The organism is Vogesella alkaliphila, assembly GCF_014652475.1.
Taxonomy (GTDB): Bacteria; Pseudomonadota; Gammaproteobacteria; order Burkholderiales; family Chromobacteriaceae; genus Vogesella; species Vogesella alkaliphila.
Genome location: NZ_BMYW01000002.1, coordinates 249,253 through 271,197 on the forward strand (window position 1 = coordinate 249,253; position 21,945 = coordinate 271,197).

At 67.7% G+C, this 21,945-nt stretch carries 21 protein-coding genes and 3 tRNA genes; 10 read left to right on the top strand and 14 right to left on the bottom strand.

Annotated features, from left to right (window positions below; genetic code table 11):
• The first annotated feature begins 25 nt into the window (after positions 1–25).
• The 3 genes from IE100_RS04405 to IE100_RS04415 all read left to right on the top strand — a co-directional run bounded on the left by IE100_RS04405 (position 26) and on the right by IE100_RS04415 (position 3,827).
• The gene (locus IE100_RS04405) at positions 26–964 is read left to right on the top strand and encodes an ABC transporter permease (RefSeq protein WP_189372913.1); all 939 of its coding nucleotides are present in this window, start codon (positions 26–28) and stop codon (positions 962–964) included.
• Between the two features lie 4 nt (positions 965–968).
• Complete coding sequence (locus IE100_RS04410; protein WP_189372914.1) at positions 969–2,054, top strand: ABC transporter permease; 1,086 nt, start codon at positions 969–971, stop codon at positions 2,052–2,054.
• Between the two features lie 63 nt (positions 2,055–2,117).
• Entirely contained in the window at positions 2,118–3,827 is a 1,710-nt protein-coding gene (locus IE100_RS04415; protein WP_189372915.1) for an ABC transporter ATP-binding protein, read from the top strand.
• Here IE100_RS04415 and IE100_RS04420 read toward each other — a convergent pair.
• Complete coding sequence (locus tag IE100_RS04420; protein ID WP_189372916.1) at positions 3,808–4,674, bottom strand: LysR family transcriptional regulator; 867 nt, start codon at positions 4,672–4,674, stop codon at positions 3,808–3,810. The two genes, IE100_RS04415 and IE100_RS04420, sit on opposite strands and share 20 nt — an antisense overlap.
• Before the next feature lie 90 nt (positions 4,675–4,764).
• On the opposite strand from IE100_RS04420, the gene IE100_RS04425 reads away from it, so the two are divergent.
• A complete protein-coding gene (locus IE100_RS04425) occupies positions 4,765–5,211 on the top strand; it encodes a multidrug/biocide efflux PACE transporter (RefSeq protein ID WP_189372917.1) in 447 nt (148 codons plus the stop codon).
• Between the two features lie 89 nt (positions 5,212–5,300).
• Positions 5,301–5,768, top strand: coding sequence for a COG4315 family predicted lipoprotein (locus IE100_RS04430; protein WP_229800220.1), 468 nt, complete (start codon positions 5,301–5,303; stop codon positions 5,766–5,768).
• An 83-nt stretch (positions 5,769–5,851) separates the two neighbouring features.
• Here the strand turns inward: IE100_RS04430 and IE100_RS04435 are convergent, their stop codons facing one another.
• Positions 5,852–6,139 (bottom strand): YkgJ family cysteine cluster protein, encoded by a 288-nt coding sequence (locus IE100_RS04435; RefSeq protein ID WP_189372918.1) that lies wholly within the window; start codon positions 6,137–6,139, stop codon positions 5,852–5,854.
• Positions 6,139–7,068 carry a 2-hydroxyacid dehydrogenase gene (locus IE100_RS04440; protein ID WP_189372919.1) on the bottom strand — a complete coding sequence of 310 codons (930 nt, stop codon included), beginning with the start codon at positions 7,066–7,068 and terminating at the stop codon, positions 6,139–6,141. Before IE100_RS04440 ends, IE100_RS04435 begins: the two co-directional genes overlap by 1 nt.
• A 202-nt stretch (positions 7,069–7,270) precedes the next feature.
• Here IE100_RS04440 and IE100_RS04445 point away from each other — a divergent pair, with 202 nt between their 5' ends.
• Positions 7,271–7,804, top strand: a complete 534-nt coding sequence (locus IE100_RS04445; protein ID WP_189372920.1) for a GNAT family N-acetyltransferase — start codon at positions 7,271–7,273, stop codon at positions 7,802–7,804.
• On the opposite strand, the gene IE100_RS04450 is transcribed toward IE100_RS04445, so the two are convergent.
• The 5 genes from IE100_RS04450 to IE100_RS04470 all read right to left on the bottom strand — a co-directional run bounded on the left by IE100_RS04450 (position 7,797) and on the right by IE100_RS04470 (position 13,717).
• Positions 7,797–8,123 carry a hypothetical protein gene (locus tag IE100_RS04450; RefSeq protein ID WP_189372921.1) on the bottom strand — a complete coding sequence of 109 codons (327 nt, stop codon included), beginning with the start codon at positions 8,121–8,123 and terminating at the stop codon, positions 7,797–7,799. The two genes, IE100_RS04445 and IE100_RS04450, sit on opposite strands and share 8 nt — an antisense overlap.
• Before the next feature lie 66 nt (positions 8,124–8,189).
• Positions 8,190–8,777 carry a phage tail protein gene (locus tag IE100_RS04455; protein WP_189372922.1) on the bottom strand — a complete coding sequence of 196 codons (588 nt, stop codon included), beginning with the start codon at positions 8,775–8,777 and terminating at the stop codon, positions 8,190–8,192.
• 505 nt (positions 8,778–9,282) lie between these two features.
• Entirely contained in the window at positions 9,283–9,711 is a 429-nt protein-coding gene (locus IE100_RS04460; RefSeq protein ID WP_189372923.1) for a GNAT family N-acetyltransferase, read from the bottom strand.
• A gap of 123 nt (positions 9,712–9,834) precedes the next feature.
• A complete protein-coding gene (locus IE100_RS04465) occupies positions 9,835–11,310 on the bottom strand; it encodes a protein adenylyltransferase SelO (protein WP_189372924.1) in 1,476 nt (491 codons plus the stop codon).
• A 109-nt stretch (positions 11,311–11,419) separates the two neighbouring features.
• On the bottom strand, positions 11,420–13,717 hold the full coding sequence (locus IE100_RS04470; RefSeq protein WP_189372925.1) for a YgiQ family radical SAM protein: 2,298 nt from the start codon (positions 13,715–13,717) through the stop codon (positions 11,420–11,422).
• Between the two features lie 255 nt (positions 13,718–13,972).
• Between IE100_RS04470 and IE100_RS04475 the strand changes: the two genes are divergently transcribed.
• Positions 13,973–14,725 carry a substrate-binding periplasmic protein gene (locus IE100_RS04475; RefSeq protein WP_189372926.1) on the top strand — a complete coding sequence of 251 codons (753 nt, stop codon included), beginning with the start codon at positions 13,973–13,975 and terminating at the stop codon, positions 14,723–14,725.
• 55 nt (positions 14,726–14,780) lie between these two features.
• Positions 14,781–16,004: a DUF1615 domain-containing protein gene (locus IE100_RS04480; RefSeq protein WP_189372927.1), complete on the top strand. Its 1,224-nt coding sequence runs from the start codon at positions 14,781–14,783 to the stop codon at positions 16,002–16,004.
• 113 nt (positions 16,005–16,117) lie between these two features.
• Here IE100_RS04480 and IE100_RS04485 read toward each other — a convergent pair.
• The 5 genes from IE100_RS04485 to IE100_RS04505 all read right to left on the bottom strand — a co-directional run bounded on the left by IE100_RS04485 (position 16,118) and on the right by IE100_RS04505 (position 18,826).
• Positions 16,118–16,192, bottom strand: a tRNA-Glu gene (locus IE100_RS04485).
• Between the two features lie 2 nt (positions 16,193–16,194).
• A tRNA-Arg gene (locus IE100_RS04490) sits at positions 16,195–16,271 on the bottom strand.
• 5 nt (positions 16,272–16,276) lie between these two features.
• Positions 16,277–16,370: transfer RNA gene (locus tag IE100_RS04495), tRNA-Ser, on the bottom strand.
• A gap of 57 nt (positions 16,371–16,427) precedes the next feature.
• Positions 16,428–17,660: an aspartate kinase gene (locus IE100_RS04500; protein WP_189372928.1), complete on the bottom strand. Its 1,233-nt coding sequence runs from the start codon at positions 17,658–17,660 to the stop codon at positions 16,428–16,430.
• Between the two features lie 179 nt (positions 17,661–17,839).
• The gene (locus IE100_RS04505; RefSeq protein WP_189372929.1) at positions 17,840–18,826 is read right to left on the bottom strand and encodes a serine/threonine protein kinase; all 987 of its coding nucleotides are present in this window, start codon (positions 18,824–18,826) and stop codon (positions 17,840–17,842) included.
• 66 nt (positions 18,827–18,892) lie between these two features.
• Between IE100_RS04505 and IE100_RS04510 the strand changes: the two genes are divergently transcribed.
• Positions 18,893–19,450, top strand: coding sequence for a hypothetical protein (locus tag IE100_RS04510; protein WP_189372930.1), 558 nt, complete (start codon positions 18,893–18,895; stop codon positions 19,448–19,450).
• 70 nt (positions 19,451–19,520) lie between these two features.
• A complete protein-coding gene (locus tag IE100_RS04515; RefSeq protein WP_189372931.1) occupies positions 19,521–20,399 on the top strand; it encodes a cation diffusion facilitator family transporter in 879 nt (292 codons plus the stop codon).
• Positions 20,400–20,554: 155 nt separating this feature from the next.
• Here IE100_RS04515 and IE100_RS04520 read toward each other — a convergent pair whose 3' ends face one another.
• Positions 20,555–21,934 (bottom strand): efflux transporter outer membrane subunit, encoded by a 1,380-nt coding sequence (locus IE100_RS04520; protein WP_189372932.1) that lies wholly within the window; start codon positions 21,932–21,934, stop codon positions 20,555–20,557.
• Between the last annotated feature and the right edge of the window lie 11 nt (positions 21,935–21,945).

The window sequence follows — 21,945 nt, forward strand, 5'->3', positions numbered from 1 at the left end:
CGGCCGCGCGGCCGGAGGGTGAATCATGCTGGCTTATATCGTCCGCCGCGTGTGGCAGATGGTGCCGACGCTGTTCGGCGTGATGCTGCTGCTGTTCGTGCTGTTCAACTGGGTGGGCGGCGACCCGTCCTACATCCTGGCCGGCAAGAACCTCAGCGCGGAGGCGCTGGCCGGCATCCGCCAGCAGCTGGGGCTGGACCTGCCGCTGCCGCAGCAGTTCCTGATCTTCGTGAAGCAGGTGCTGACGCTGGACTTCGGCACCTCGTGGTCGACGCAGCAGCCGGTGTCGACGCTGCTGCACAGCCGCATCGGGCCGTCGCTGCTGCTCACCGGCAGCATCCTGCTGCTGGGCACCGTGCTGGCCATCGGCATCGCCGCGCTGGTCGCCTACCTGCGCGGCAGCCTCACCGACCGGCTGGTAACGCTGATCGCCACCTGCGCGATGTCGGTCAGCGCACTGGTGTACATCATCGCCGGCCAGTACTGGCTGGCGTTCAAGGGCGGCTGGTTCCCGATCATGGGCTGGAGCGACAGCACGCTCGACAACCTGCTGCACTACCTGCCGCTGCCGCTGCTGCTGGGGGTGATCGTCGGCCTGGCGCCGGACATCCGCTTCTACCGCAGCTGCTTTGTCGAGGAGCTGGGCCACGACTACGTGCGCACCGCGCGCGCCAAGGGCCTGTCCGAGCCGGTGATCATGCTCAAGCACGTGCTGCGCAACGCGATGATCCCGGTGGTGACCTCGCTGATGATGTCGCTGCCCTACCTGATGATGGGCGCCATGCTGCTGGAGACCTTCTTCGGCATTCCCGGCATGGGCAAGGAGGTGGTGATGGCGGTGGAGCGCAGCGATTTCCCGGTGATCAAGGCGATCACCATCTACATCGCGCTGGCCACCATGCTGTTCAACCTGCTGACCGACATCATCTACAAGCTGATCGACCCGCGCGTGCAACTACACTGACACCATGCCCCACTCCGCTTCCCCGCCGCCTGCGGCCCCGCACCCCCACAACAGCCTGACGCGCATCGGCTGGCGCCGGCTGCGCCGCGACCGCGTCGGCTTTGCCGCGCTGTGCATCGTCGGCGCCTACCTGCTGCTGGCGCTGGCCGCCTGGAGCGGCCTCCTCGCCAGCCACTGGCAGGACGAGGTCGCCCATCCCTACGCACCGCCGACGCTGTTCGCCGGCACCGCACCGCACCATCTTGAACTCAGCGCCGCCGACATCGACGCCGCCGACCGCCGCGCCACCAGCGCCGCCGCCCAGGACGGCAGCGGCGCCACCGGCCTGTCCGCCGACGAGGACCCGCTGGCCGCCGATCTCGCCGCCGCAGAGCAGCAGTCCGCGCAATACCGCGGCGCCGAGCAGGCCCGGGCCGACAGCCTGCCGCTGGGCGCCGACCAGCGCGGCCGCGACGTGCTGCAGAAGCTGCTGCAGGGCAGCGCCACCTCGCTGCAGGTCGGCATCGCCGGCGCGCTGCTGGCCTTGGCCATCGGCACCGTGCTCGGCGCGCTGTCCGGCTATTTCGGCGGCCTGCTCGACGATGCGCTGATGTGGGGCTACAGCGTGTTCACCTCGGTGCCGGACATGCTGCTGCTGCTCGCGTTTGCCGCGGTCAGCGGCCGCGGCATCGGCACCGTGGTGCTGGTGATGGCGTTCACCAGCTGGACCGGCACCTTCCGCCTGATGCGCGCCGAATTCATCAAGCACAAGGGCCGCGACTACGTGCGCGCCGCCGACGCCATCGGCGCCGGCCACGGCCGCCGCATGTTCCACCACATCCTGCCCAACGTCGGCCACCTGCTGCTGGTGCAGTTTTCCATGCTCACCGTGGCGCTGATCAAGTACGAGGCCATCCTGTCCTTCCTCGGCTTCGGCGTCGGCGTCACCCAGGTCAGCTGGGGCGCGATGCTGGCCGAGGCGCCGGCCGAGCTGCTGCAGGGCTACTGGTGGCAGATGCTGGCCGTCACCCTGTGCATGTCGCTGCTGGTCACCGCGTTCTCGCTGCTGGCCGACAGCCTGCGCGACGCGCTCGATCCCAAAGTGAAATAGCACCGAAAGTGAAATAGCCCCAAGGTGAAACAGCTCCGTGAAACAGGCTCCCAAGGTGACATCGTGAACCCCGCCCCGCCCCTGCTCAGCGTGCGCAAGCTGCGCGTCAGCTTCCGCGACGAACACGGCCACGGCGCCGAAGCGGTGAAAGGCATCAGCTTCGACATCCCGGCCGGCAAGACCGTGGCGCTGGTCGGCGAATCCGGCTCCGGCAAGTCGGTGACCGCGATGGCGATCACCCGGCTGCTGCCGGAGCACGGCTGCCACATCGACCCCGGCAGCGAGATCCTGTTCGACGGCCGCAACCTGCTCACCGCCAGCCGCCGCGAGCTGCGCTGCCTGCGCGGCGGCGACATCGCCATGGTGTTCCAGGAGCCGATGAGCTCGCTCAACCCGGTGTTCAGCGTCGGCGAGCAGATCATCGAGACGCTGATGCTGCACACCGGGGTTGGCCGCAAGGCGGCGCAGCAGCGCGCGCTGGCGCTGCTGCAGGAAGTCGGCCTGCCGGCACCGGAGCGCAAGATGCGCAGCTACCCGCACCAGCTGTCCGGCGGCCAGCAGCAGCGGGTGATGATCGCGATGGCCATCGCCTGCGAACCCAAGCTGCTGATCGCCGACGAGCCGACCACCGCGCTGGACGTCACCATCCAGCAGCAGATCCTGCAGCTGCTGACCACGCTGCAGCAAAAGCACGGCATGGCGGTGCTGTTCATCAGCCACGACCTGGAGCTGGTCGGCCAGTTCGCCGACGAGGTGGTGGTGATGCACCACGGCAGCATCCACGAACACGCGCCGGTGCAGCAGATCTTCGAGGCACCGCAGGACGCCTACACCAAGGCGCTGCTGCGCTGCCGCCCGCACCTGGATCGGCGCCCGGCGCGGCTGCCGGTGATCCGGGATTTCCTCGGCGACAGCTGCCACTTCGAGCCGCCGCAGCGCGAGCGCGGCTACCAGGCGGAAGACCGCGTGATCCTGGAAGTGCAGGACCTCTGCGTCGACTACCACAGCCGCCACGGCTGGTTCGGCCGCCACAGCCAGCGCGCGGTGGACGGGGTGTCGTTCAGGCTGATGCGCGGCCGCACGCTGGGCATCGTCGGCGAATCCGGCAGCGGCAAGAGCACGCTGGGGCTGGCGCTGATGCGGCTGCAGCAGGCCAGCGCCGGGCGGGTGCTGTTCGAGGGCGAGGACATGCTGACGCTGACGCCGCGCCAGCTGCGCGCCTACAAGCGCCGCATCCAGATCGTGTTCCAGAACCCGTACGCCTCGCTCAACCCGCGCTGCTCGGTAGCGCAGATCCTGACCGAGCCGATGCTGCTGCACGGCATCGGCTGCGATGCCGAGGAGCGCCTGCAGCTGGCCGGCGACTGGCTGGAACACGTCGGCCTGCCGCGCAAGGCGCTGGCCAAGTATCCGCACGAGTTTTCCGGCGGCCAGCGCCAGCGCATCGCCATCGCGCGCTGCCTGACCATGCACCCGGAAATCCTGATCTGCGACGAATCGGTGTCGGCGCTGGACGTGTCGGTGCAGGCGCAGGTGCTCAACCTGCTGCAGTCGCTACAGGACGAGCTGGGCCTGTCCTACCTGTTCATCTCACACGATCTGGCGGTAGTGAAGCACCTGTCCGACCAGGTGCTGGTGATGCAGCAGGGCCGCTGCGTGGAGCTGGCCGACGCCGACACCCTGTACGCCGCGCCGCAGCACCCGTACACCCGCCAGCTGCTGGACGCCATCCCGCAAGGTTGGCCGCACTGCATCAGGTCGCGTCCGGCGTGAGCAGGCGCTGCAGCACCCACGCCGCGGCGGCGCCCAGCGGCCGCGGCCGCGCCCACACCGCGTCGATGCGCTGCCGCCGTGGCCAGCCGGCCACCGGCAGCATCTGCAGGCCGGCGCCGTAGCGCGCCACCAGCCAGTCCGGCAGCTCGGCCCAGCCGAAGCCGTGCAGCGCCATCTCCATCAGCAGCAGATAGCTGGGCGCCGACCAGCACAGGCCGCCGTTATCCGCCACCGGGCTGTCCTGATAGGTCTTCAGCCGCAGCTCGCGGTGCTGGCGCAGCGCCGCCGCCGTCACCGTGGCTTGCCCTGCCAGCGCGTGGCCGGCCGCGACGTACAGCGCGGTGTCGGCAGGGCGCGGCAGGCTGCAGCTGGCGATGTCGGCCGGGTAAGCGGCCAGCGCGGTGAGCAGGCCCAGCTGCGCGCGGCCGCTCTGCAGCAGCGCCAGCACGTCCTCCTGTTCGCCGACCAGGCACTCCAGCTCCAGCGTCGGAAAGCGCTCGGCAAACTCGGACAGCATCGCCTCGAAATCGCCGGTGTGGAAGGTGTCGGACAGCACCAGCGTCAGCCGCGGCTCCAGCCCGCCGGCCAGCAGCTGCGCCTCCAGCTGCAGGCTGTCCTGCGCCGCCAGCGTCTGCCGCGCCGCCGGCAGCAGGCGCTGCCCGGCGGCGGTGAGCTGCGGCTGGCGCCCGCCACGTTCGAACAGCGTGACGCCGAGGTCGATTTCCAGGTTGGCGATGGTCTCGCTGATGGTGGACTGGCGCTTGCCCAGCCGCCGCGCCGCCGCCGAGAACGAACCCAGCTCCGCGGCCAGCACGAACGCGGCGATCGCGTCGGCAGAGATGAACATATCGGTTTCTCCGATGGATGCTAGCTGTTATCAGGCAGAAAAACCTATCACACTGGCCGTCAATCCGATAGCACAGAAAGGTTGGCCGCAATGATGACTACCGACAAGACGCTGCGTGAACGGCTGTTGCACGCCGTGCTGTACGAGGTGTGCGCGATGGCGCTGCTGGTGCCGCTGGGCAGCTGGCTGCTGGATGCCGGCCTCGGCCACGTCGGCGTGCTGGCGCTGCTGATGTCCAGCATCGCGATGAGCTGGAACATGCTGTTCAACGCGCTGTTCGAACGGCTGGAGCGGCGCGCCGGCTGGCAGCGCACGCCGCTGGTGCGCAGCGTGCACGCCATCGCCTTCGAGGGCGGGCTGGTGTTCCTGTGCGTGCCGGTGGCGGCGTGGTGGATGGCCATCAGCTACTGGCAGGCGTTTTTGCTCGATGTCGGCATCCTGCTGTTCTTCCTGCCCTACACCTACGTCTTCAACTGGTGCTACGACCACGCCCGCGCGCGGCTCCTGGCGCGCCGGCCGGCCTGCGGCCAGGCTTGAGGCCGAGGCGGCACATTCGCGGCCGCCCGCGCCGGGGCATGGGCTATGGTAAGGGAGGCATGTGCCACACTTGAGCAAAGGATACGATCATGAACCCTCCCCTGATTCTTGCCGCCGTGGCGCTGTCGCTGCTGGCCGGCTGCGCCGGCTACGGCCATCGCGCCCATCACCCACAGGGCGGCATGCCGCCGGACGGCGCGATAATGCAAGGCGGCGGCATGCAAGGCGGTGGCATGCATGGCGGCATGGCGATGATGGCGCCGGCGATGTTCCGCGGCGGCATGCTGGTGGCGCACGGCGGCAGGACACTGTACCGCTTCGACCGCGATCAGCCCGGCAGCAGCGCCTGCTACGGCGACTGCGCGATGAAGTGGCCGCCCTACCTCGCCCCGGCCGGCGCCAGCGCCAGCGGCGACTTCGGCCTTGTCCCGCGCAACGACGGCAGCCGGCAATGGACCCACCGCGGCAAGCCGCTGTACTTCTGGTCCGGCGACCAGAAACCGGGCGATGCCATGGGCGACAATATCGGCGGCGTGTGGCACGTGGTACGGCCGTGATACGGGCATGAGGTGGCGGTGATGCGAGCCGGTACGCAAGCCTGGCCGCAGCGCTGTCCGGCCGCGGCCGGCGCCCGCCGCGGCTAGCTGCGTGCCGGAAACAGCGGGATCAGCTTGCGCTGCTCCAGGCAATCCGGCTCGCCTTCCTGATAGTCGGCGCAGATCCACGGCCGCACCGCGTAGATGGTGCAGCGCATGGTCTGCCGGTCCAGCGCCGCACACCAGCCGTCGTCCAGGCGCAGCATCACGTGGCCGCCCCACTGGTCACGCGTGACAAAGCGCTCCGGCACGTCGTCGTCACCGGCGATCAGCATCACCTCCAGCCGGCAACAGCAGGCGCGGCAGCTGTCGCAGCTGACCGGCGACCCCATCAGTAGCCGCGCTCGCGCACGACCCGCCCCTGCGCTTCCTCGCCCGCCGCCAGCCGCCCAAGGTTGGCCGCAATCTGGCGCACCGCTTCCTCGCGCAGGGTGATGGCGGCGATGTGCGGCGTCACCGTCACCGCCGGGTGCTGCCACAGGCGATGGCCGTGCGGCAGCGGTTCGCTGGCGAACACGTCCAGCTGCGCACAGCGCAGGTGGCCGCTATCGAGCAACGCCAGCAGCGCGTCCTCGTCCAGCAGGTCGCCGCGGCCGGCGTTGATCAGCATCGCGCCTGGCGGCAGTGCGGCCAACCTTTGCGCATCCAGCAGGCCCTGCGTCTGCGGCGTCGACGGCAGCACGCAGGCCAGCACCTCGCTGCCGGCCAGGAGCTCGTCCAGCCCCTCGTCGCCGAACAGGCAGTCCACGCCCGGCACCTGGCGCGGCGTGCGGCTCCAGCCGCTGACCGTGTAACCGTCGGCGGCCAGCGCCTGCGCCACCGCGCGGCCGATCTCGCCCAGCCCCAGCACACCAACGCGCACGTCGGCCGGCAGCTTCGGCGCCAGCATCTTCCACACCCCCGCCGCCTGCTGGCGACGGTAGATGTCCATGTGCCGCTGGTAGGACAGCACGCCGAAGCGGATGTACTCGCTCATCTGCTGCGCCATGCCGCCGTCGAGCAGCCGGTAGATCGGCGTCTGCGGCGACAGGTCGTCGCGCGCCAGCAGCTTGTCGACGCCGGCGCCCAGCGCGAACACCGCCTGCAGATTCGGCAGGCCGGCGAACAGCGCCGGCGGCGGCCCCCAGGTAATCACGTAGCGCACCGCCTCCGGCTGTGTCATCTCGTCCAGGCTGACGAAACGCTGCTGCGGCAGCGCGGCGCGGAACAGCTCGAGGTAGGCGGCAACTTCCTTGCTGCTGGGGGTGTGGATCAGGATCATGATGCAATTTCGATAAAGGACCGACGACCATCTTACTGTGGATAGCCGGTGGCGGACAGCGCTTGGCATCGCCGGAGATAGCGTCATGCGCGGGCAACACCCTGCGGCATTGCTGTCGCAAACCCTGTGTTTTCTATCTAATATGCATTTTATGCAATAAGCAAAAACAGGCGTTAACCCGCCACCATAGGGGTAAGTTCACATGTTGAATCTGATGTCTTCAAGCGCGGCAATCCGCCTGCGCGCCGCCACACCGCATGATCAGTCCTTCATCGCCCGCGTCTTTCGTAGCGCACGGCCAGACCTGCAATACATCGACGGTGATACTGATCTGGTTGAGTCGGTAATCGAGCTACAGCAGCGCGTGCTGCAGCAGGGTGCCGGCGAGGCCCATCCCAATGCCATGCATTTCATCGCCGAACTCCATGACAGCCCTGCCGGAGTAGCGCTGGTAGATTTCGGCCACAACGAAATACACATCATCTTCCTGGCTATGCTGCCGCAGCTGCGCGGTAAGGGTTATGGCCGCACCGTGCTGCAAAGCCTGCAGCAGGCAGCCTGGAAAGTATCCACACCGCTAAGCGTCGTGGTGTGGCAGAGCAATCAGTCGGCACTCCAGCTGTACCTAGCACTGGGCTTTGTCGTGGCCGAGCACAGCGTAATGGCCAACAAGCTGGTGTGGTACCCAGAGCGGGATCCGGCTCTGCCACCAGCACCAGCGGTGGCGATCAGTTGAACGGCAACTGGAAATAGGCGAAGGCCGGGTCACGCCCGGCCGGAATGACGCGGCCAAGCCATACCTCGTGCAGCACCTGCGCCGGCAAGCCCGCTTGCGCTGGCAGCGCAAGCCTCCCCACGGCATCACCCAATCCCATATCCTGCGTGGAAGCCAGCTCCACCACAAACGGCACCCGTTTACCAGTAGGAACCTGGGCTCGCGGGCGCAGGCGTACCGCCTGTATCTGCAGCTCCAGCACCGGCTGCTGCGCACAGTGAAAGTAACAGCACTGCCCCAGCAAAGGCATGAAATCATCGGCACAAATCGTAGCCAGCATGGCAACCCCCTCTTTGGCATCAACAAAACGGCCAAGGCATAGCAGATGCCCTGACCTGCCTGCAGTTTACGGACGTACCGGATACAAACCGTTGATGGCAATACAGAAATTCAACGCCAGGAAAGGATTGAGCACGCTCACCGCCGCACCGTTGCCGGTCGAGTCCGTTGTGCCGGCGATCGAGAATCCCTGTACCGCAACCGGACTATTCAGTGCAGTGGACCAGATGTTGGCCAGCCCGGTGCCGGCGCCGGAGGCACCAAGATAGCAATTGCTGCTACTGGGCGCGCTGGCCGGCGTGGCAGGGGTCGGCACGCCCGCCGCATTGAACGCGACCTTCATGGCTGTTCCGCCATGGGTGTGCGGCGGCAGGTTGTTGCTGGTGAGCGTAACGTTCTGCTGACCACCGATCTGGCCGGGGTTGTAGGCTGGCAAGTTGTATGCCGGCTGCGCCGGACCGGTACCGATGGGCATGCGCCCGGAGAGATTGGGCAGCTTGAAATTCTGCGATGCACTGCCGCCGTAAATGACGCCCAACAGGGAATACAGCGCTTCATATTGCGAAACCTGGTAAGTCTGTCCCTGGCATAGTGCCCAGTCCTGCGGTGCATAGTTGAAGCCGAAAACCGTGATCGTACCCATGTAGGCGTCCATATGCTCTCCTGGAAGTGAGGCCGGCAACGATGCCGGCACAAACAGCAAATACATAAAATACATATTTGCACCCAAATTAAGTTGTCAATGACAAATAACTTGGAGATTCAGTTCTAGGCAACAATTCCGGAAAATCAAGTGGCATATCAATTGACATCGACACTGTTCGATATTCATCAACACCGAAGATGTTCACGGGGCCAACCCGTGGCAGTGGGTGACAAGCAGCATGCCATCCGGCCAGGGCAGGACGCTGCGGCAGCTTTCCCAGATGTCCGGCAGCAAGTGTATCAAGCAGCCGTCGCACCGCTGCTGGCAAAAGGTTGGCCGCAAACCATGATGGCTTGCGGCCAACCTTTCAACCGCACTCGCGTTGCGGCGTGGATAAAGTCCGTAGCAGACCGGGCCTGCTCCGCTACGGATGCCCACCACTAGCTAGCCGACAGGCTAGAGGGCACCCGATTCGCGCCGCGCAGCCGAGCGGCATTGCCATGCAGCCAAGATCTCAATCGGCCAGAGACTTTTTCAGGTACAGCCGCTGGTGCCCCGGCGGGCAGTCGTCCAGCACGCCCATCGGCTGGTAGCCCAGCCGGTGGTAGAAGTCCGGCGCCTGGAAGCTGTAGGTGTACAGGAACACACCGACACAGCCGCGCTCGCGCGCCTCGGCCTCGACCAGCGCCAGCAGCTGCGCGCCCAGCCCGGCGCCGCGCTGCGCCTCGGCCAGCCACAGGTAGTCCACGTACAGCCAGCCCATGCCGGAGTGGCCGAACAGGCCGCCGACCACCTTGCCGGCCGCATCGCGCGCGTAGAGCTCGACATCCCGATAGGCGTAGTCGCCGATCTGTTCGACGTTGAAGGCCTTGAGCCCCTGCTGGACAACCGCGCGCGCCTGCGGATCGGCGCCAAGGGTGAACTGGAAACGGTACTGCGACATGAGCGGACTCCCGATTGATGGAGCCGCCAGTCTAGCGGTCATTGCCACTCGCCGGCGAGGCGGTGTGCCCGCATCGGTACGGTGGTGTCCCGAAACGGCGGCCAAGGTTGGCCGCATGGTCGCTCAGGTGCCGCAGAAGGTGCGGTAGCCGGCCGCCAGCTCCGGCGCCGCCGGCAGCGCGTAGCGTTCCAGCCCGGCGCGCTCGGTGAACGGATCAGCCAGCACGTCGAGCAGGCGTAGCGTCAGACTCATGTCGCCGTGCTCGCTGGCGGCGGCCAGCGCCTCTTCCACCAGATGATTGCGCGCGATGTACAGCGGGTTGAGCGCGCGCATCGCGGCGGCGCGTTCGGTAGCCGGCTGCGGCTCGGCGGCGAGGCGCTGCAGCCAGCGCGTGAGCCACGGCTGCAGCGCGGCCGGATCGGCAAACTGTGCGGCCAAGCTTGAACCGTCGCCGTCCACCGCGTCGGCGAGGTAACGCCAGGCGAGGGTGAAGTCCGCCTGCTGCGCCTGCAGCAGCGCCAGCCAGTCGTCGGCCAGCTGCTGGTCGCCATCCTGTGCCGTGTAGAGGCCGAGCTTGCGCCGTGCCTGCGCCAGCCACTGTTCGCGGTACTCGTCGGCAAAGCGCCGGATGACGTCGGTGGCCTGCGCCACCGCCTGTTGCTGCGACTCGGCGTCCAGCAGCGGCAGCAGCGTTTCCGCCAGCCGCGCCAGGTTCCACTGCGCGATGGCCGGCTGGTTGCCGTAGGCGTAGCGGCCGCGCTCGTCGATGGAGCTGAACACGGTGGCCGGGTCGTAGGCGTCCATGAACGCGCACGGGCCGTAGTCGATGGTTTCGCCGCTGATGGCCATGTTGTCGGTGTTCATCACGCCGTGGATGAAGCCGGCGTGCATCCACTGCGCGATCAGCCGCGCCTGGCGCCGGCACACCGCGTCGAGGAAGGCAAGATAAGGGTTGGCCGCATCCAGCAGCGCCGGATCGTGGCGGCGGATGGCGTAGTCGGCCAGCTGGCGCAGCGCGTCCTCGTCCTCGCCGTTGGCGAAGTACTCGAAGGTGCCGACGCGCAGGTGGCTGGCGGCGACGCGGGTCAGCACCGCGCCGGGCAACGGCCGCTCGCGGTACACGTTCTCGCCGGTAGCCACCACCGCCAGCGCGCGGGTGGTGGGAATGGCCAGCGCCTGCATCGCCTCGCCGATGATCAGTTCGCGCAGCATCGGCCCCACCGCCGCCTTGCCGTCGCCGCGACGCGAGAACGGCGTGCGGCCGCTGCCCTTGAAGGCGAGGTCGCGACGCTGGCCGGCGCGGTCGATCACCTCGCCCAAGAGCAGCGCGCGGCCGTCGCCCAGCGTCGGCGAGTAGCCGCCGAACTGGTGACCGGCGTAGGCCTGCGCCACCGGCTGGGCGCCGTCCGGCAGCTGCGCGCCGGAGAACTGGGCGGCCAGGGTTTCCGCAGCGACATCACTGGTCGCCAGCCCCAGTTCCGCCGCCAGCGCGGCGTTCCAGTACAGCAGCCGCGGCTGCGGCGGGGTGGCCGGTTGCCACGGCACCGCGTGTTGCGGCAGGTCGCGGGCGTAGCTGTTGTCGAAGGCGATGAGGGGCATGATCTGGCTTTCCGGCGTCAAGACTGAATGAGGGTTCGACCGCACGGCGACGGCAAGGTGCGCCATGCGCGGCAGCAAAAAGCCGCCCCGGAGGGCGGCTGACTGTCGGTTACCGGCTGCGGCCAACCTTGCTGCCCGGTTTGGCACCGCCACCGCCACGACCGGTGTTGGGCTTGGCGGCGGTGCTCTTGCCGGCCGGTGCGCGGGCGGCGGCAGGCTTGGCAGTAGCGGCAAAGGTCTTGCCTCCGCTGCGCGGACTGCCGGCCGGCGCACGCTGGCCCTGCGGCTTGCCGCGGCCCAGCGGCTGCTGGCCGAAGCGGTGGCGCGCGGCGGCGGCCTTGTCGCCCGGCGGCGTTGGCGGGATCAGGCAATGCTTGGCATGGCCGATCAGGTCGCTGCGACCCATCTGCTGCAGCGCGTCGTAGATGATCTGCCAGTTGTCCGGGTGGTGGTAGCGCAGCAGCGCCTTGTGCAGCTTGCGACGGTAGCCGTCGCGCACCACGTCCACCTTCTCCGAGCTGCGCGACAGCCGCTTCAGCGGGTTGCGGCGGGTGTGCCACATGGTGGTGGCCATCGCCATCGGTGTCGGGGTGAAGGTCTGCACCTGGTCGAGGCGGAAGTTGTTCTTCTTCAGCCACAGCGCCAGGTTGACCATGTCCTCGTCGCTGGTGCCCGGGTGGGCGGCGATGAAGTACGGGATCAGGTACTGCTCCTTGCCCGCCTGGCGGCTGAAGCGCTCGAACAGCTCCTTGAACTTGTCGTAGGCGCCCATGCCCGGCTTCATCATCTTGGACAGCGGGCCTTCTTCGGTGTGCTCCGGCGCGATCTTCAGGTAGCCGCCGACGTGGTGCTGCACCAGTTCCTTGATGTACTCCGGCGACTTCACCGCCAGGTCGTAGCGCAGGCCGGACTGGATGTTGATCTTCTTGATGCCCGGCAGCGCGCGCGCCTTGCGGTACAGCTGGATCAGCGGGCCGTGGTCGGTGCCGAGGTTCTCGCACACGTCCGGATAGACGCAGGACAGCTTGCGGCAGGAACGCTCGATCTTCGGATCCTTGCAGCTCAGGCGATACATGTTGGCGGTCGGGCCGCCGAGGTCGGAAATATGGCCGGTGAAGCCCGGCGTCTTGTCGCGGATCTCCTCGATCTCCTTCAGGATCGATTCTTCCGAGCGGCTCTGGATGATGCGGCCCTCGTGCTCGGTGATCGAGCAGAAGGTACAGCCGCCGAAACAGCCGCGCATGATGTTGACCGAGTACTTGATCATCTCCCACGCCGGGATGTGCGCGTCGCCGTAGCTCGGGTGCGGGTTGCGCGCGTAGGGCGCACCGAACACGAAGTCCATTTCCTCGGTGGTCAGCGGGATCGGCGGCGGCGTCAGCCACACGTCGCGCGTGCCGTGCAGCTGCACCAGCGCGCGGGCGTTGCCGGGGTTGGATTCCAGATGCAGCGTGCGGCTGGCGTGCGCGTACAGTACCGGATCGTGCGCCACCGCCTCGTAGGACGGAATGCGGATCACGGTCTTGGCGCGTTCGGCGCGGCGCTTGGCCAGGCGCTCTTCGCGCGATTCGATGCGGATCACCTGGGGCTTGGCCGGATCGTTGCCGGCGGTGGCCTTGGCCGCCTGCTCCGGGATTTCCTCGTACGGGTTGAGGTGGACATCGACCTTGCCCGGCACGTCGACCACGCTGGAGTCCATCTCCTGCCACTCCTCGTCCGGGCGCCAGCCGTGCGGCACCACGAAGGCGGTGCCGCGCACGTCGCGGATTTCGGACAGCTTCTCGCCGCGCGAGGCGCGATGGGCGATTTCCACCAGCGCGCGCTCGGCGTTGCCGTACAGCAGGATGTCGGCCTTGGAGTTGATCAGCACCGACGGGCGCACCTTCTCGCTCCAGTAGTCGTAGTGGGCGATGCGGCGCAAGGACGCCTCGATGGAGCCGATCATCACGCCGACACCGGGATAGGCTTCGCGGCAGCGCTGCGCGTACACCGTCACCGCGCGGTCCGGGCGCTTGTTGGCCTCGGCGTGCGGGGTGTAGGCGTCGTCGGAGCGCGGGCGGCGATCGGCGGTGTAGCGGTTGATCATCGAGTCCATGTTGCCGGCGGTGACGCCGAAGAACAGGTTGGGCTTGCCCAGTTCGCGGAAGGCGTCGGCGCTGTTCCAGTCCGGCTGCGCGATGATGCCGACGCGGAAGCCCTGCGCCTCCAGCAGCCGTCCGATCAGCGCCATGCCGAAGCTCGGATGGTCGATGTAGCAGTCGCCGCTGACAATGATGATGTCGCAGGAGTCCCAGCCCAGCTCGTCCATCTCGGCGCGGCTCATCGGCAGGAAGGACGCGGTGCCGAAGCGTTGCGCCCAGTATTTGCGGTAACTGTTGATCGGTTGGGGTGCGGCAGGAAGCGTCATCGTGGCAGGTATTCCGTGTAAGACCGCGCATTGTGCCAGAAAGCGGCGCGGCTTTCATCTGAAAAAGGCTTTTTTTTCATCGACATAGCGTCACAATACCCACAGAAAAATTACGGTTTTGCAGCGACGGAACAGGCTGTTCTGCCGGCGATGGCCGTTCATTCGCGCGCGGAAGGTGTAGCATGCAATAAGGCGCGGCCATTGCCGCGGCCAATCACTCAGGCGAATGTCATTAATCCGCCCAGGATGCCCCCCATGAGCCGCCCTTACCGTCTGCTGCTGCCCGTCGTGCTGCTGAGCCTGTACCCAATGTTGGCCGCGGCGCAGGTGCTGAACGTCGCCTTCGGCGAATCGCTGGAACCCTACGTGATGCCGCAGCAGGCCGCCGGCATCGAGGTGGACACCGTGCGCGAGGCGCTGCGCGCCGCCGGGCTGGGCATGCAGCCGGTGTTCATGGCGCAGCAGCGGCTGCCGCTGGCGCTGAAAAGCCCGCACATCGACGCCATCGCCACCATCCGCCCCGACTCCGGGCTGAAGGCCGCCTATTCCGAGCCCTACGTCTATTACGAGGATGTCGCCATCACCCTGCGCAGCCGCAACCTGCAGCTGCGCGAGGTGGCCGAGCTGGGCAAGTACAGCATCTCCGCCTTTCCGCTGGCGACGCAGTACCTGGGCGCCGAGTTCGCGCGCATGGCGGCGGGCAATCCGCGCTACGGCGAGACCGGCAACCAGGTCGACCAGAACCGGCTGCTGTACCGCCACCTGGTCGACGTGGTGGTTGCCGACCACCGCATCTTCAAGTACATGAACCGGCGCGTGGTCAGCGATTTCCGCGAGCTGGTGCAACCGGTCAGCTACCACCCGCTGTTCGAGAAGCTGCCCTACCGCGTCGCCTTCCGCTCTGCCGCGCTGCGCGACCGCTTCAACCGCGGGCTGGCCACGCTCTACGACAACGGCCTGCACCAGCGCATCCTCCAGCGCTACCAGGAGCCCGACGACATCGACTGAACGGCGGGCAGTTACGCTAGAATCTGCCCTTTGCCGATGAGCGGAACACCGTGCCATGAGATCGCTGTTTTTCCCCGTTGCCCTGCTGTCGCTGCTGGGCGGCTGCGCCAGCCACACCCCCGCCCCGGTGGCCACGCCCTTCCCGCTGGCCAGCCAGCAGGACGGCCTGGCCGAGCCGGCACCGACCCCGGCGCCGATTGCCAGCGCGCCGGTGCTCACCCCGAGCGCGCCGGTCAGCGTAGCGCCGCCGAAAAAGGCCAGCCTGCCGCCGGCACAACTGCTGGACAGGCTGCTGCCGGACTACGTCAAGCCGCGCAGCGGCTGGCGCGACGACATCGTCAACGCCTTCGCCGCGCTGCAGCTGCCGCCGACGGCGGAGAACTTCTGCGCGGCGATCGCGGTGATCGAGCAGGAGTCGACCTTCCAGGCCGACCCGGTGGTGCCGGGCCTGCCGGCCATCGTGTGGAACAAGATCGGGGAAAAGGTCGCCGGCTACCACATCCCGCTGCCGCTGGTGAAGGCGGCGCTGCTGAAGCCGTCACCGACCGGCGAGAGCTACAAGTCGCGCATCGACGGCCTGCGCACCGAGCGCGAGATGAACGATCTGTTCGAGGACATGGCGGCCGAGGCCGGCAAGCTGAACCTGCCGGTGGGCATGAAAAACCCGATCAACACCGTCGGCTCGATGCAGGTCAGCGTCGCCTTCGCCCAGGGCCACGTCCGCGCCTGGCCCTACCCTTACCGCTACCAGGGCAGCCTGCGCAACGAGGCGTTCAGCCGCCGCGGCGGCATCTACTTCGGCGTGGCCAACCTGCTGCACTACCCGGCCGGCTACCGCGACATGATCTACCGCTTCGCCGACTTCAACGCCGGCCGCTACTCCAGCCGCAACGCCGCCTTCCAGCTCGCGGTGGCGCAGCTGAGCGGGCGCAAGCTGGCGCCGGACGGCGACCTGCTGCGCTACCGCGACGGCCTGCCCTCCGGCGAGGCCAGCAGCACCGAGCGCGCGCTGTACCGGATGAGCCAGCAGCTGGGGCTGAGCGACAGCGCCATCCTGCGCGACCTGAAACAGGAAAAGAACAGCGGCTTCAGCCAGAGCGTGCTGTACCAGAAGGTGATGGCGCTGGCCGACCAGCAGCAGGGGCGCAAGGTGGCGCGCGAGGCGTTCCCGCAGATCCGGCTGAACAGCCCGAAGATCACGCGCAAGCTGACTACCGAGTGGTTCGCCAGACGCGTCGGCTGGCGCTACGACAACTGCCTGAAGCGCAGCCCGCAATAAGCTGCCCACGGCAAAAGCCCACCGCGATACGGTGGGCTTTTTTACCGGCCGGCGCACACCGGCGACGGACAAAACAAAAACACCACCCGAAGGTGGTGTTTTTGCTTGAATACTGGCGTCCCCACGGGGAATCGAACCCCGGCCGCCGCCGTGAAAGGGCAGTGTTCTAACCGCTAAACTATAGGGACTGTGGTGCACCCGGAGCGATTCGAACGCCCGACCCTTTGGTTCGTAGCCAAATACTCTATCCAACTGAGCTACGGGTGCAGTGCTGGCGGAGAAAGAGGGATTCGAACCCTCGATACAGGTTTAAGCCCGTATGCTTCCTTAGCAGGGAAGTGCCTTCGACCTCTCGGCCATTTCTCCGTCAAGCGAGGCGCCATAATACTAACGAAGGCGCCTGCTGTCAAGCTCTAGCGCCAATTAATTGGCAATTGCCTGGTCCAGACCGAAGGCCTTGTGCAACACGCGCACCGCCAGCTCCAGATACTTCTCGTCGATCAGCACCGATACCTTGATCTCGGAAGTGGAGATCATCTGGATGTTGATGCCCTCTTCCGCCAGGGTGCGGAACATGGTGGAGGCGATGCCGCAGTGCGAGCGCATGCCGACACCGACGATGGACACCTTGGCCACCTTGTCGTCGGCGTCGATCTTGGCGGCGCCGATGTGGGTCTGCACGTCGCGCAGCACGCCCATGGTGCGCGGGAACTCGCCGCGCGGCACGGTGAAGGAGAAGTCGGTGGTGCCGTTTTCGCCGACATTCTGGATGATCATGTCGACTTCAACGTTGGCATCGGCGATCGGGCCCAGGATCTGGTAGGCGATGCCCGGCTTGTCCGGCACGCCCTTCACGTTGATGCGTGCTTCGTTACGGTCGAACGCGATACCGGCAACTACGGCCTTTTCCATATTCTCATCTTCCTCAAACGTAATCAGTGTGCCCTCGCCCTCGTCCTCGAAGCTGGAGAGCACGCGCAGGCGTACCTTGTACTTGCCGGCGAATTCCACCGAGCGGATCTGCAGGATCTTGGAGCCCAGCGACGCCATCTCGATCATCTCTTCGAAGGTGATGGTCTTCAGGCGGCGAGCTTCCGGCACCACGCGCGGGTCGGTGGTGTAGACACCGTCCACGTCGGTGTAGATCTGGCATTCGTCGGCCTTCAGAGCCGCCGCCAGTGCCACGGCGGAGGTGTCGGAACCGCCACGGCCCAGCGTGGTGAGGTTGCCCTGCTCGTCGATGCCCTGGAAACCGGCGACGACGACCACGCGGCCTTCGGTGAGGTCGCCACGCATCGCGGCTTCGTCGATCGACTGGATGCGGGCCTTGTTGAAGGCGCTGTCGGTGACGACACGCACCTGCCAGCCGCAGTAGCTCTTGGCCTCGACGCCGATTTCCTTCAGCGCCATGGACAAGAGGCCGATGGTGACCTGTTCGCCGGTAGAGATGATGACATCGAGTTCGCGCGGATCAGGCTGATCCTGGATTTCCTTGGCCAATGCGATCAGGCGGTTGGTTTCCCCGCTCATGGCGGATACGACAACCACCACATCATGTCCCTGGGCTTTCCATTTGGCGACACGGCGGGCCACGTTCTTGATGCGCTCCGGGGAGCCCATCGAGGTACCGCCGTACTTTTGTACGATAAGTGCCATGTTTATGTTTTCTTGATAGGGTTTTGGATGTCGAACGATGATTCTTGCCTGATCTGGCACAGAAATGCAAGCCGCCGCGCCGCAAAAAACACGTGCTGTCCCGCAGTGCAGCAAGCCGTGCCGCAACCGTGCGCGGCGGCTGCCGTTCCGGGGTCAAAAAAACCCGCCGGAGGGCGGGTTCAGACGCAGAGCGGGGCCTCGCGCATCGCCTCTACCTGCTGTTGCAGTTCGGCAATGCGCTCCTGCCAGTACTGCGCGGTATCGAACCACGGGAAGGCGACGACGAAGGCCGGATCGTCGCGCCGCCGCGTCAGCCACGCGCTGTAGTGCAGCAGGCGCAGCGTGCGCAGCGCTTCCAGCAGGTGCAGCTCGCGGCGGTCGAAATCGCAGAAGTCCTCGTAGGCGACGATCAGCTCCAGCAGCTGCGCCTGTTGCTGCGCACGGTCGCCGCTGAGCAGCATCCACAGGTCCTGCAGCGCCGGCGCCATGCAGCTGTCGTCGAGGTCGACGAAGTGCGGCCCCTCCTGCGTCCACAGGATGTTGCCGACATGACAGTCGCCGTGCACGCGGCGCCAGCCGATGTCGCCGGCGCGGTCGAAGGCGCGACGCACTTCGTCCAGCGCCAGCCGTGCCGCCTGCTCGTAGGGGCCGGCCAGGTCGTCGGGCAAGTGCGCCTGTTCCTGCACACAGCGCAGCGAGGCCTCGCCGTAGCTGTCCGGGTCCAGGGTTGGCCGCAAGTGGTAGGGCGCCACCGCGCCGTGCGCGTGCAGGCGGCCGAGGAAGCGCCCCAGCCAGGCGAGGGTGTCCGCGTCGTCCAGCTCCGGCGCGTGGCCGCCGCGGCGCGGGAACAGTGCGAGGCGGAAGTCCTGGTAGTGGTGCAGCGTGCGGCCGCCGAAGGCCAGCGCCGTCACCACCGGGATGTCGCGCGCGGCCAGCTCGGCGGCGAAGTCGTGCTCCTCCTGGATCTGCGCGTCGCTCCAGCGCTCCGGGCGGTAGAACTTGGCCACCAGCGGCGCGCCGTCCTCGATGCCGATCTGGTAGACGCGGTTTTCGTAGCTGTTCAGCGCCAGCAGGCGGCCGTCGCAGCGCAGGCCCAGGCTCTCCACCGCGTCGAGCAGGAAGTCCGGGGTCAGGCGGGAAAAGGGGTGCAAAGAGTGGGCTGTCATGACCGGCATTATAAGGCGCATGGCGCGATGCTTTGCGATTTGTCGGCCAGCCTTTACCATCCGCGGATGAGCTCAACTTCCTTCAGTTATTTCCAGTCCGAGGACCGCCTGCTGGTGGTGGTGCAGCCGGGCGACCACAAGCTGTGGCTGACACGGCGCCTGACCTGTTCCATCGTCGGCGACATCGCCCGCCTGTTCGCCAGCCAGGTGCCCGGCGACGGCATTCCCGGCGCCGGCAACGAGGACGAGCGCATTGCGCTGGAACACCGCATGGCGATGGACGGGGAAGACTTCGACGGCAGCGATCCGCACCAGCGCCCGCTGCAGTTCAGCGACAACGCGCCGGCACGGCCGGGCGACGACGACATCCTGCTGTGCACCGGGCTGGATGCGCAGCTGGGCCGCGACTACGCCAGCCTCAGCTTCGTCTGCGGCGACAAGACGCTGAACCTGCGCCAGAGCCGCCCCGGCTTTCACCGTTTCCTGCGCACGCTGCTGCTGTGCGCCGACAAGGCCGACTGGCAGCTGCCGGCCATCCCGCCGTGGCTGACGCAGAGCCTGCTCGGCGAGCTGCTGGCCAACCTGCCGCCGCTGGACGAGAGCGGCGAACAGGACCAGCCGTGAGCGGCCGGCACGCGTTAAGGCCGGCTTCAGCCGCCGCTGCCAGCATCCCCCCTTTTTTCCGGAGCCCGGCATGAACCCGCATCCGCATCCCTCCCTGCAGCAGGCCGCGCAGCGCAGCCTGTGGCTCAGCGTCGCCGTCAATGTGGTGCTCACCCTGCTGCAGATCGTCACCGGGCTGTGGGCCGGTTCGCAGGCGCTGGTGGCCGACGCGCTGCACTCGCTGTCCGACCTGGTCGCCGACTTCGTCGCGCTGCTGGCGCGCCGCCACAGCCACAAGGCGCCTGACGACGACCACCACTACGGCCACCAGCGCTACGAGACCGCCGCCTCGCTGGCGCTGGGCCTGCTGCTGCTGGGCGCCGGCGCCGGCATGCTGCTCGGCGCCGGCAGCAAGATCACCAGCGCGACGCCGCTGGCGCCGGTGCACCAGGCGGCGCTGTGGGTCGCGCTGCTGACGCTGCTGTCCAAGGAACTGCTGTTCCGCTACATGCTGAAGATCGCCAGCGAGGTCAAATCCAGCATGCTGGTGGCCAACGCCTGGCATGCGCGCGCCGACGCCGCCTCGTCGCTGGTGGTGGCGCTGGGCATCGCCGGCAACCTCGCCGGCTACACCTGGCTCGATCCGCTGGCGGCGGCGCTGGTCGGCTTCATGGTCGGCAAGACCGGCTGGGGCTTCGCCTGGGACGCGCTGCACGACCTGATGGACCGCGCCGCCGACGCGGACACCGTGGCCGCCATCCGCGCCACACTGCTGGCGACGCCGGGGGTACAGGGCGTGCACGACCTGCGCACGCGGCGCATGGCCGACCAGATCCAGGTCGACGTCCACCTCGAGATCGACGGCAACCTGACCGTACACCAGGGCCACGACATCGCCGCCGCGGCGCGGCTGCGGGTGATGAGCAGCCAGCCGGTGCTGGACGTGATGACCCACATCGACCCGGTGTGAACGCCTGCGGCCAACCTTGGAACCTGTTCTCGGTCTTAGCTGCGCGCAGGAAAACACCGTGACGCCGCCAGGCGTCACGGTGTCTTGGTGCGGTGCCGTTCACCCCGCCGTCCCGGCCGCCGCCAGGCCGGCGCGGCACCGTCACGCACGCCGCCTCAGGCGGCGTCGTGTTCTGCCGCCAGCGGCGCGCCGCCCAGTGCCTGGTACAGCGTGACCGTGGCCGCCAGCTGCGCCTGCCGCGCCGCCAGCCAGGCCGACTCCGCCGCCAAGGTATTCGCCTGCGTGTCCAGCAGCGTGCCGCGATCCAGCGCCCCCAGCCGGTAACGCGCGCTATCGATCTGTTCCGTGCGCCGTGCCGCGCCCAGCTTCGCCTGCTGCGCCTGCATCCCCTGCTCGCCGCTGGCCACCTCGTGCAGCGCGTCGTCGGCCTGCTGCAACGCGGCCAGCACCGTGCCGCGCCAGTTCTGCAACTGTTCCTGGTACTGCGCCTCGCTCAATGCCACGCCGGCCCTCAGCTTGCCGCCGTCGAACAGCGGCGCCGCCAGGCTGGCCAGCGCGCTGCCCAGCCACTGTGCCGGACCGCCGCCGGCGCTGCTGAGCACGCCCTGCAGCGTGAGCGTCAGCGTCGGGTACAGCGCGGCGCGCGCCGCCGCCACGTCGCCCTGCAAGGCCTGCAGCGTGGCGTCGGCGGCGCGGATGTCCGGCCGCCGCTGCAGCAGTTCTGCTGGCTGGATGTCGGCCGGCAGCGGCAGGGACAATGCCTGCAGCTTGCTGCCCTGCGGCCGGAAATCCTGCGGCGCCTTGCCGCACAGCACCGCCAGCGCGTTGTAGGCCTGCTGCAGTTCCAGCCGCTGTGACGCCAGCGTCGCCTGCAGCGTGGCGATGCTCTGCACCAGCTCCGCCTCGTCGCGCGGCGCCGCCTGTCCCAGCCGGATCTGCTGCTGCAACAGGCCCAGCCGCTGCGTCAGCAGCAGCAGGCGCCGGCTGTCCAGCTGCTGCTGTTCGTCCAGCAGCAGCAGCGAGAAATACTGGCGCGCCACCTCGCTCTCCAGCGTCAGCGCCGCCGCGTCGCGACTGGCGACACTGGCCACCAGCCGTGCGCTGTCGCCGTCCAGCAGCGCCTGCTGCCGCCCCCACCAGTCGAGCTGGTAGCTCAGCGTCGGCCCCAGGCTGACACTGGTACTGCTGCCCTGCTGCCGCTGCGCGCTGCCGGACAGGCTCAGCTGCGGCAGGCCGCCGGCGGCGGTCTGCGTCCGCACCGCCTGCGCCTTGGCGATCGCCGCCTGCGCCGCCAGCAGCTCCGGGTTGGCGGCGCGCGCGTCGGCGATCAGCTGCACCAGCTCGGCGCTGCCGAAGGCCTGCCACCATGCCGCATTGCTGCGCGGCGCGTGCCACTGGCCGGCCGGCGCGCGCCAGCCGTTCTGCCGCAGCGGGATGTCGGCCGTGCCCGTCGTTGCGGCCAACGTTACGGTGCTGAGGGCCAGCGCCACGGCCAGCACGCCCAGCCGCCGGCGCCAGGATGTGTGTTGTTTCATGATTATGTTCC

What these genes read in the sequence shown, in the direction of transcription:
- IE100_RS04440 (WP_189372919.1), bottom strand. Translation starts at nt 7,068, where the DNA reads ATGATCCTGATCCACACCCCCAGCAGCAAGGAAGTTGCCGCCTACCTC.
- IE100_RS04405 (WP_189372913.1), top strand. Translation starts at nt 26, where the DNA reads ATGCTGGCTTATATCGTCCGCCGCGTGTGGCAGATGGTGCCGACGCTG.
- IE100_RS04430 (WP_229800220.1), top strand. Translation starts at nt 5,301, where the DNA reads ATGAACCCTCCCCTGATTCTTGCCGCCGTGGCGCTGTCGCTGCTGGCC.
- IE100_RS04445 (WP_189372920.1), top strand. Translation starts at nt 7,271, where the DNA reads ATGTTGAATCTGATGTCTTCAAGCGCGGCAATCCGCCTGCGCGCCGCC.
- IE100_RS04455 (WP_189372922.1), bottom strand. Translation starts at nt 8,777, where the DNA reads ATGGACGCCTACATGGGTACGATCACGGTTTTCGGCTTCAACTATGCA.
- IE100_RS04420 (WP_189372916.1), bottom strand. Translation starts at nt 4,674, where the DNA reads ATGTTCATCTCTGCCGACGCGATCGCCGCGTTCGTGCTGGCCGCGGAG.
- IE100_RS04410 (WP_189372914.1), top strand. Translation starts at nt 969, where the DNA reads ATGCCCCACTCCGCTTCCCCGCCGCCTGCGGCCCCGCACCCCCACAAC.
- IE100_RS04425 (WP_189372917.1), top strand. Translation starts at nt 4,765, where the DNA reads ATGATGACTACCGACAAGACGCTGCGTGAACGGCTGTTGCACGCCGTG.
- IE100_RS04470 (WP_189372925.1), bottom strand. Translation starts at nt 13,717, where the DNA reads ATGACGCTTCCTGCCGCACCCCAACCGATCAACAGTTACCGCAAATAC.
- IE100_RS04480 (WP_189372927.1), top strand. Translation starts at nt 14,781, where the DNA reads ATGAGATCGCTGTTTTTCCCCGTTGCCCTGCTGTCGCTGCTGGGCGGC.
- IE100_RS04520 (WP_189372932.1), bottom strand. Translation starts at nt 21,934, where the DNA reads ATGAAACAACACACATCCTGGCGCCGGCGGCTGGGCGTGCTGGCCGTG.
- IE100_RS04465 (WP_189372924.1), bottom strand. Translation starts at nt 11,310, where the DNA reads ATGCCCCTCATCGCCTTCGACAACAGCTACGCCCGCGACCTGCCGCAA.
- IE100_RS04500 (WP_189372928.1), bottom strand. Translation starts at nt 17,660, where the DNA reads ATGGCACTTATCGTACAAAAGTACGGCGGTACCTCGATGGGCTCCCCG.
- IE100_RS04435 (WP_189372918.1), bottom strand. Translation starts at nt 6,139, where the DNA reads ATGGGGTCGCCGGTCAGCTGCGACAGCTGCCGCGCCTGCTGTTGCCGG.
- IE100_RS04515 (WP_189372931.1), top strand. Translation starts at nt 19,521, where the DNA reads ATGAACCCGCATCCGCATCCCTCCCTGCAGCAGGCCGCGCAGCGCAGC.
- IE100_RS04505 (WP_189372929.1), bottom strand. Translation starts at nt 18,826, where the DNA reads ATGACAGCCCACTCTTTGCACCCCTTTTCCCGCCTGACCCCGGACTTC.
- IE100_RS04475 (WP_189372926.1), top strand. Translation starts at nt 13,973, where the DNA reads ATGAGCCGCCCTTACCGTCTGCTGCTGCCCGTCGTGCTGCTGAGCCTG.
- IE100_RS04510 (WP_189372930.1), top strand. Translation starts at nt 18,893, where the DNA reads ATGAGCTCAACTTCCTTCAGTTATTTCCAGTCCGAGGACCGCCTGCTG.
- IE100_RS04460 (WP_189372923.1), bottom strand. Translation starts at nt 9,711, where the DNA reads ATGTCGCAGTACCGTTTCCAGTTCACCCTTGGCGCCGATCCGCAGGCG.
- IE100_RS04450 (WP_189372921.1), bottom strand. Translation starts at nt 8,123, where the DNA reads ATGCTGGCTACGATTTGTGCCGATGATTTCATGCCTTTGCTGGGGCAG.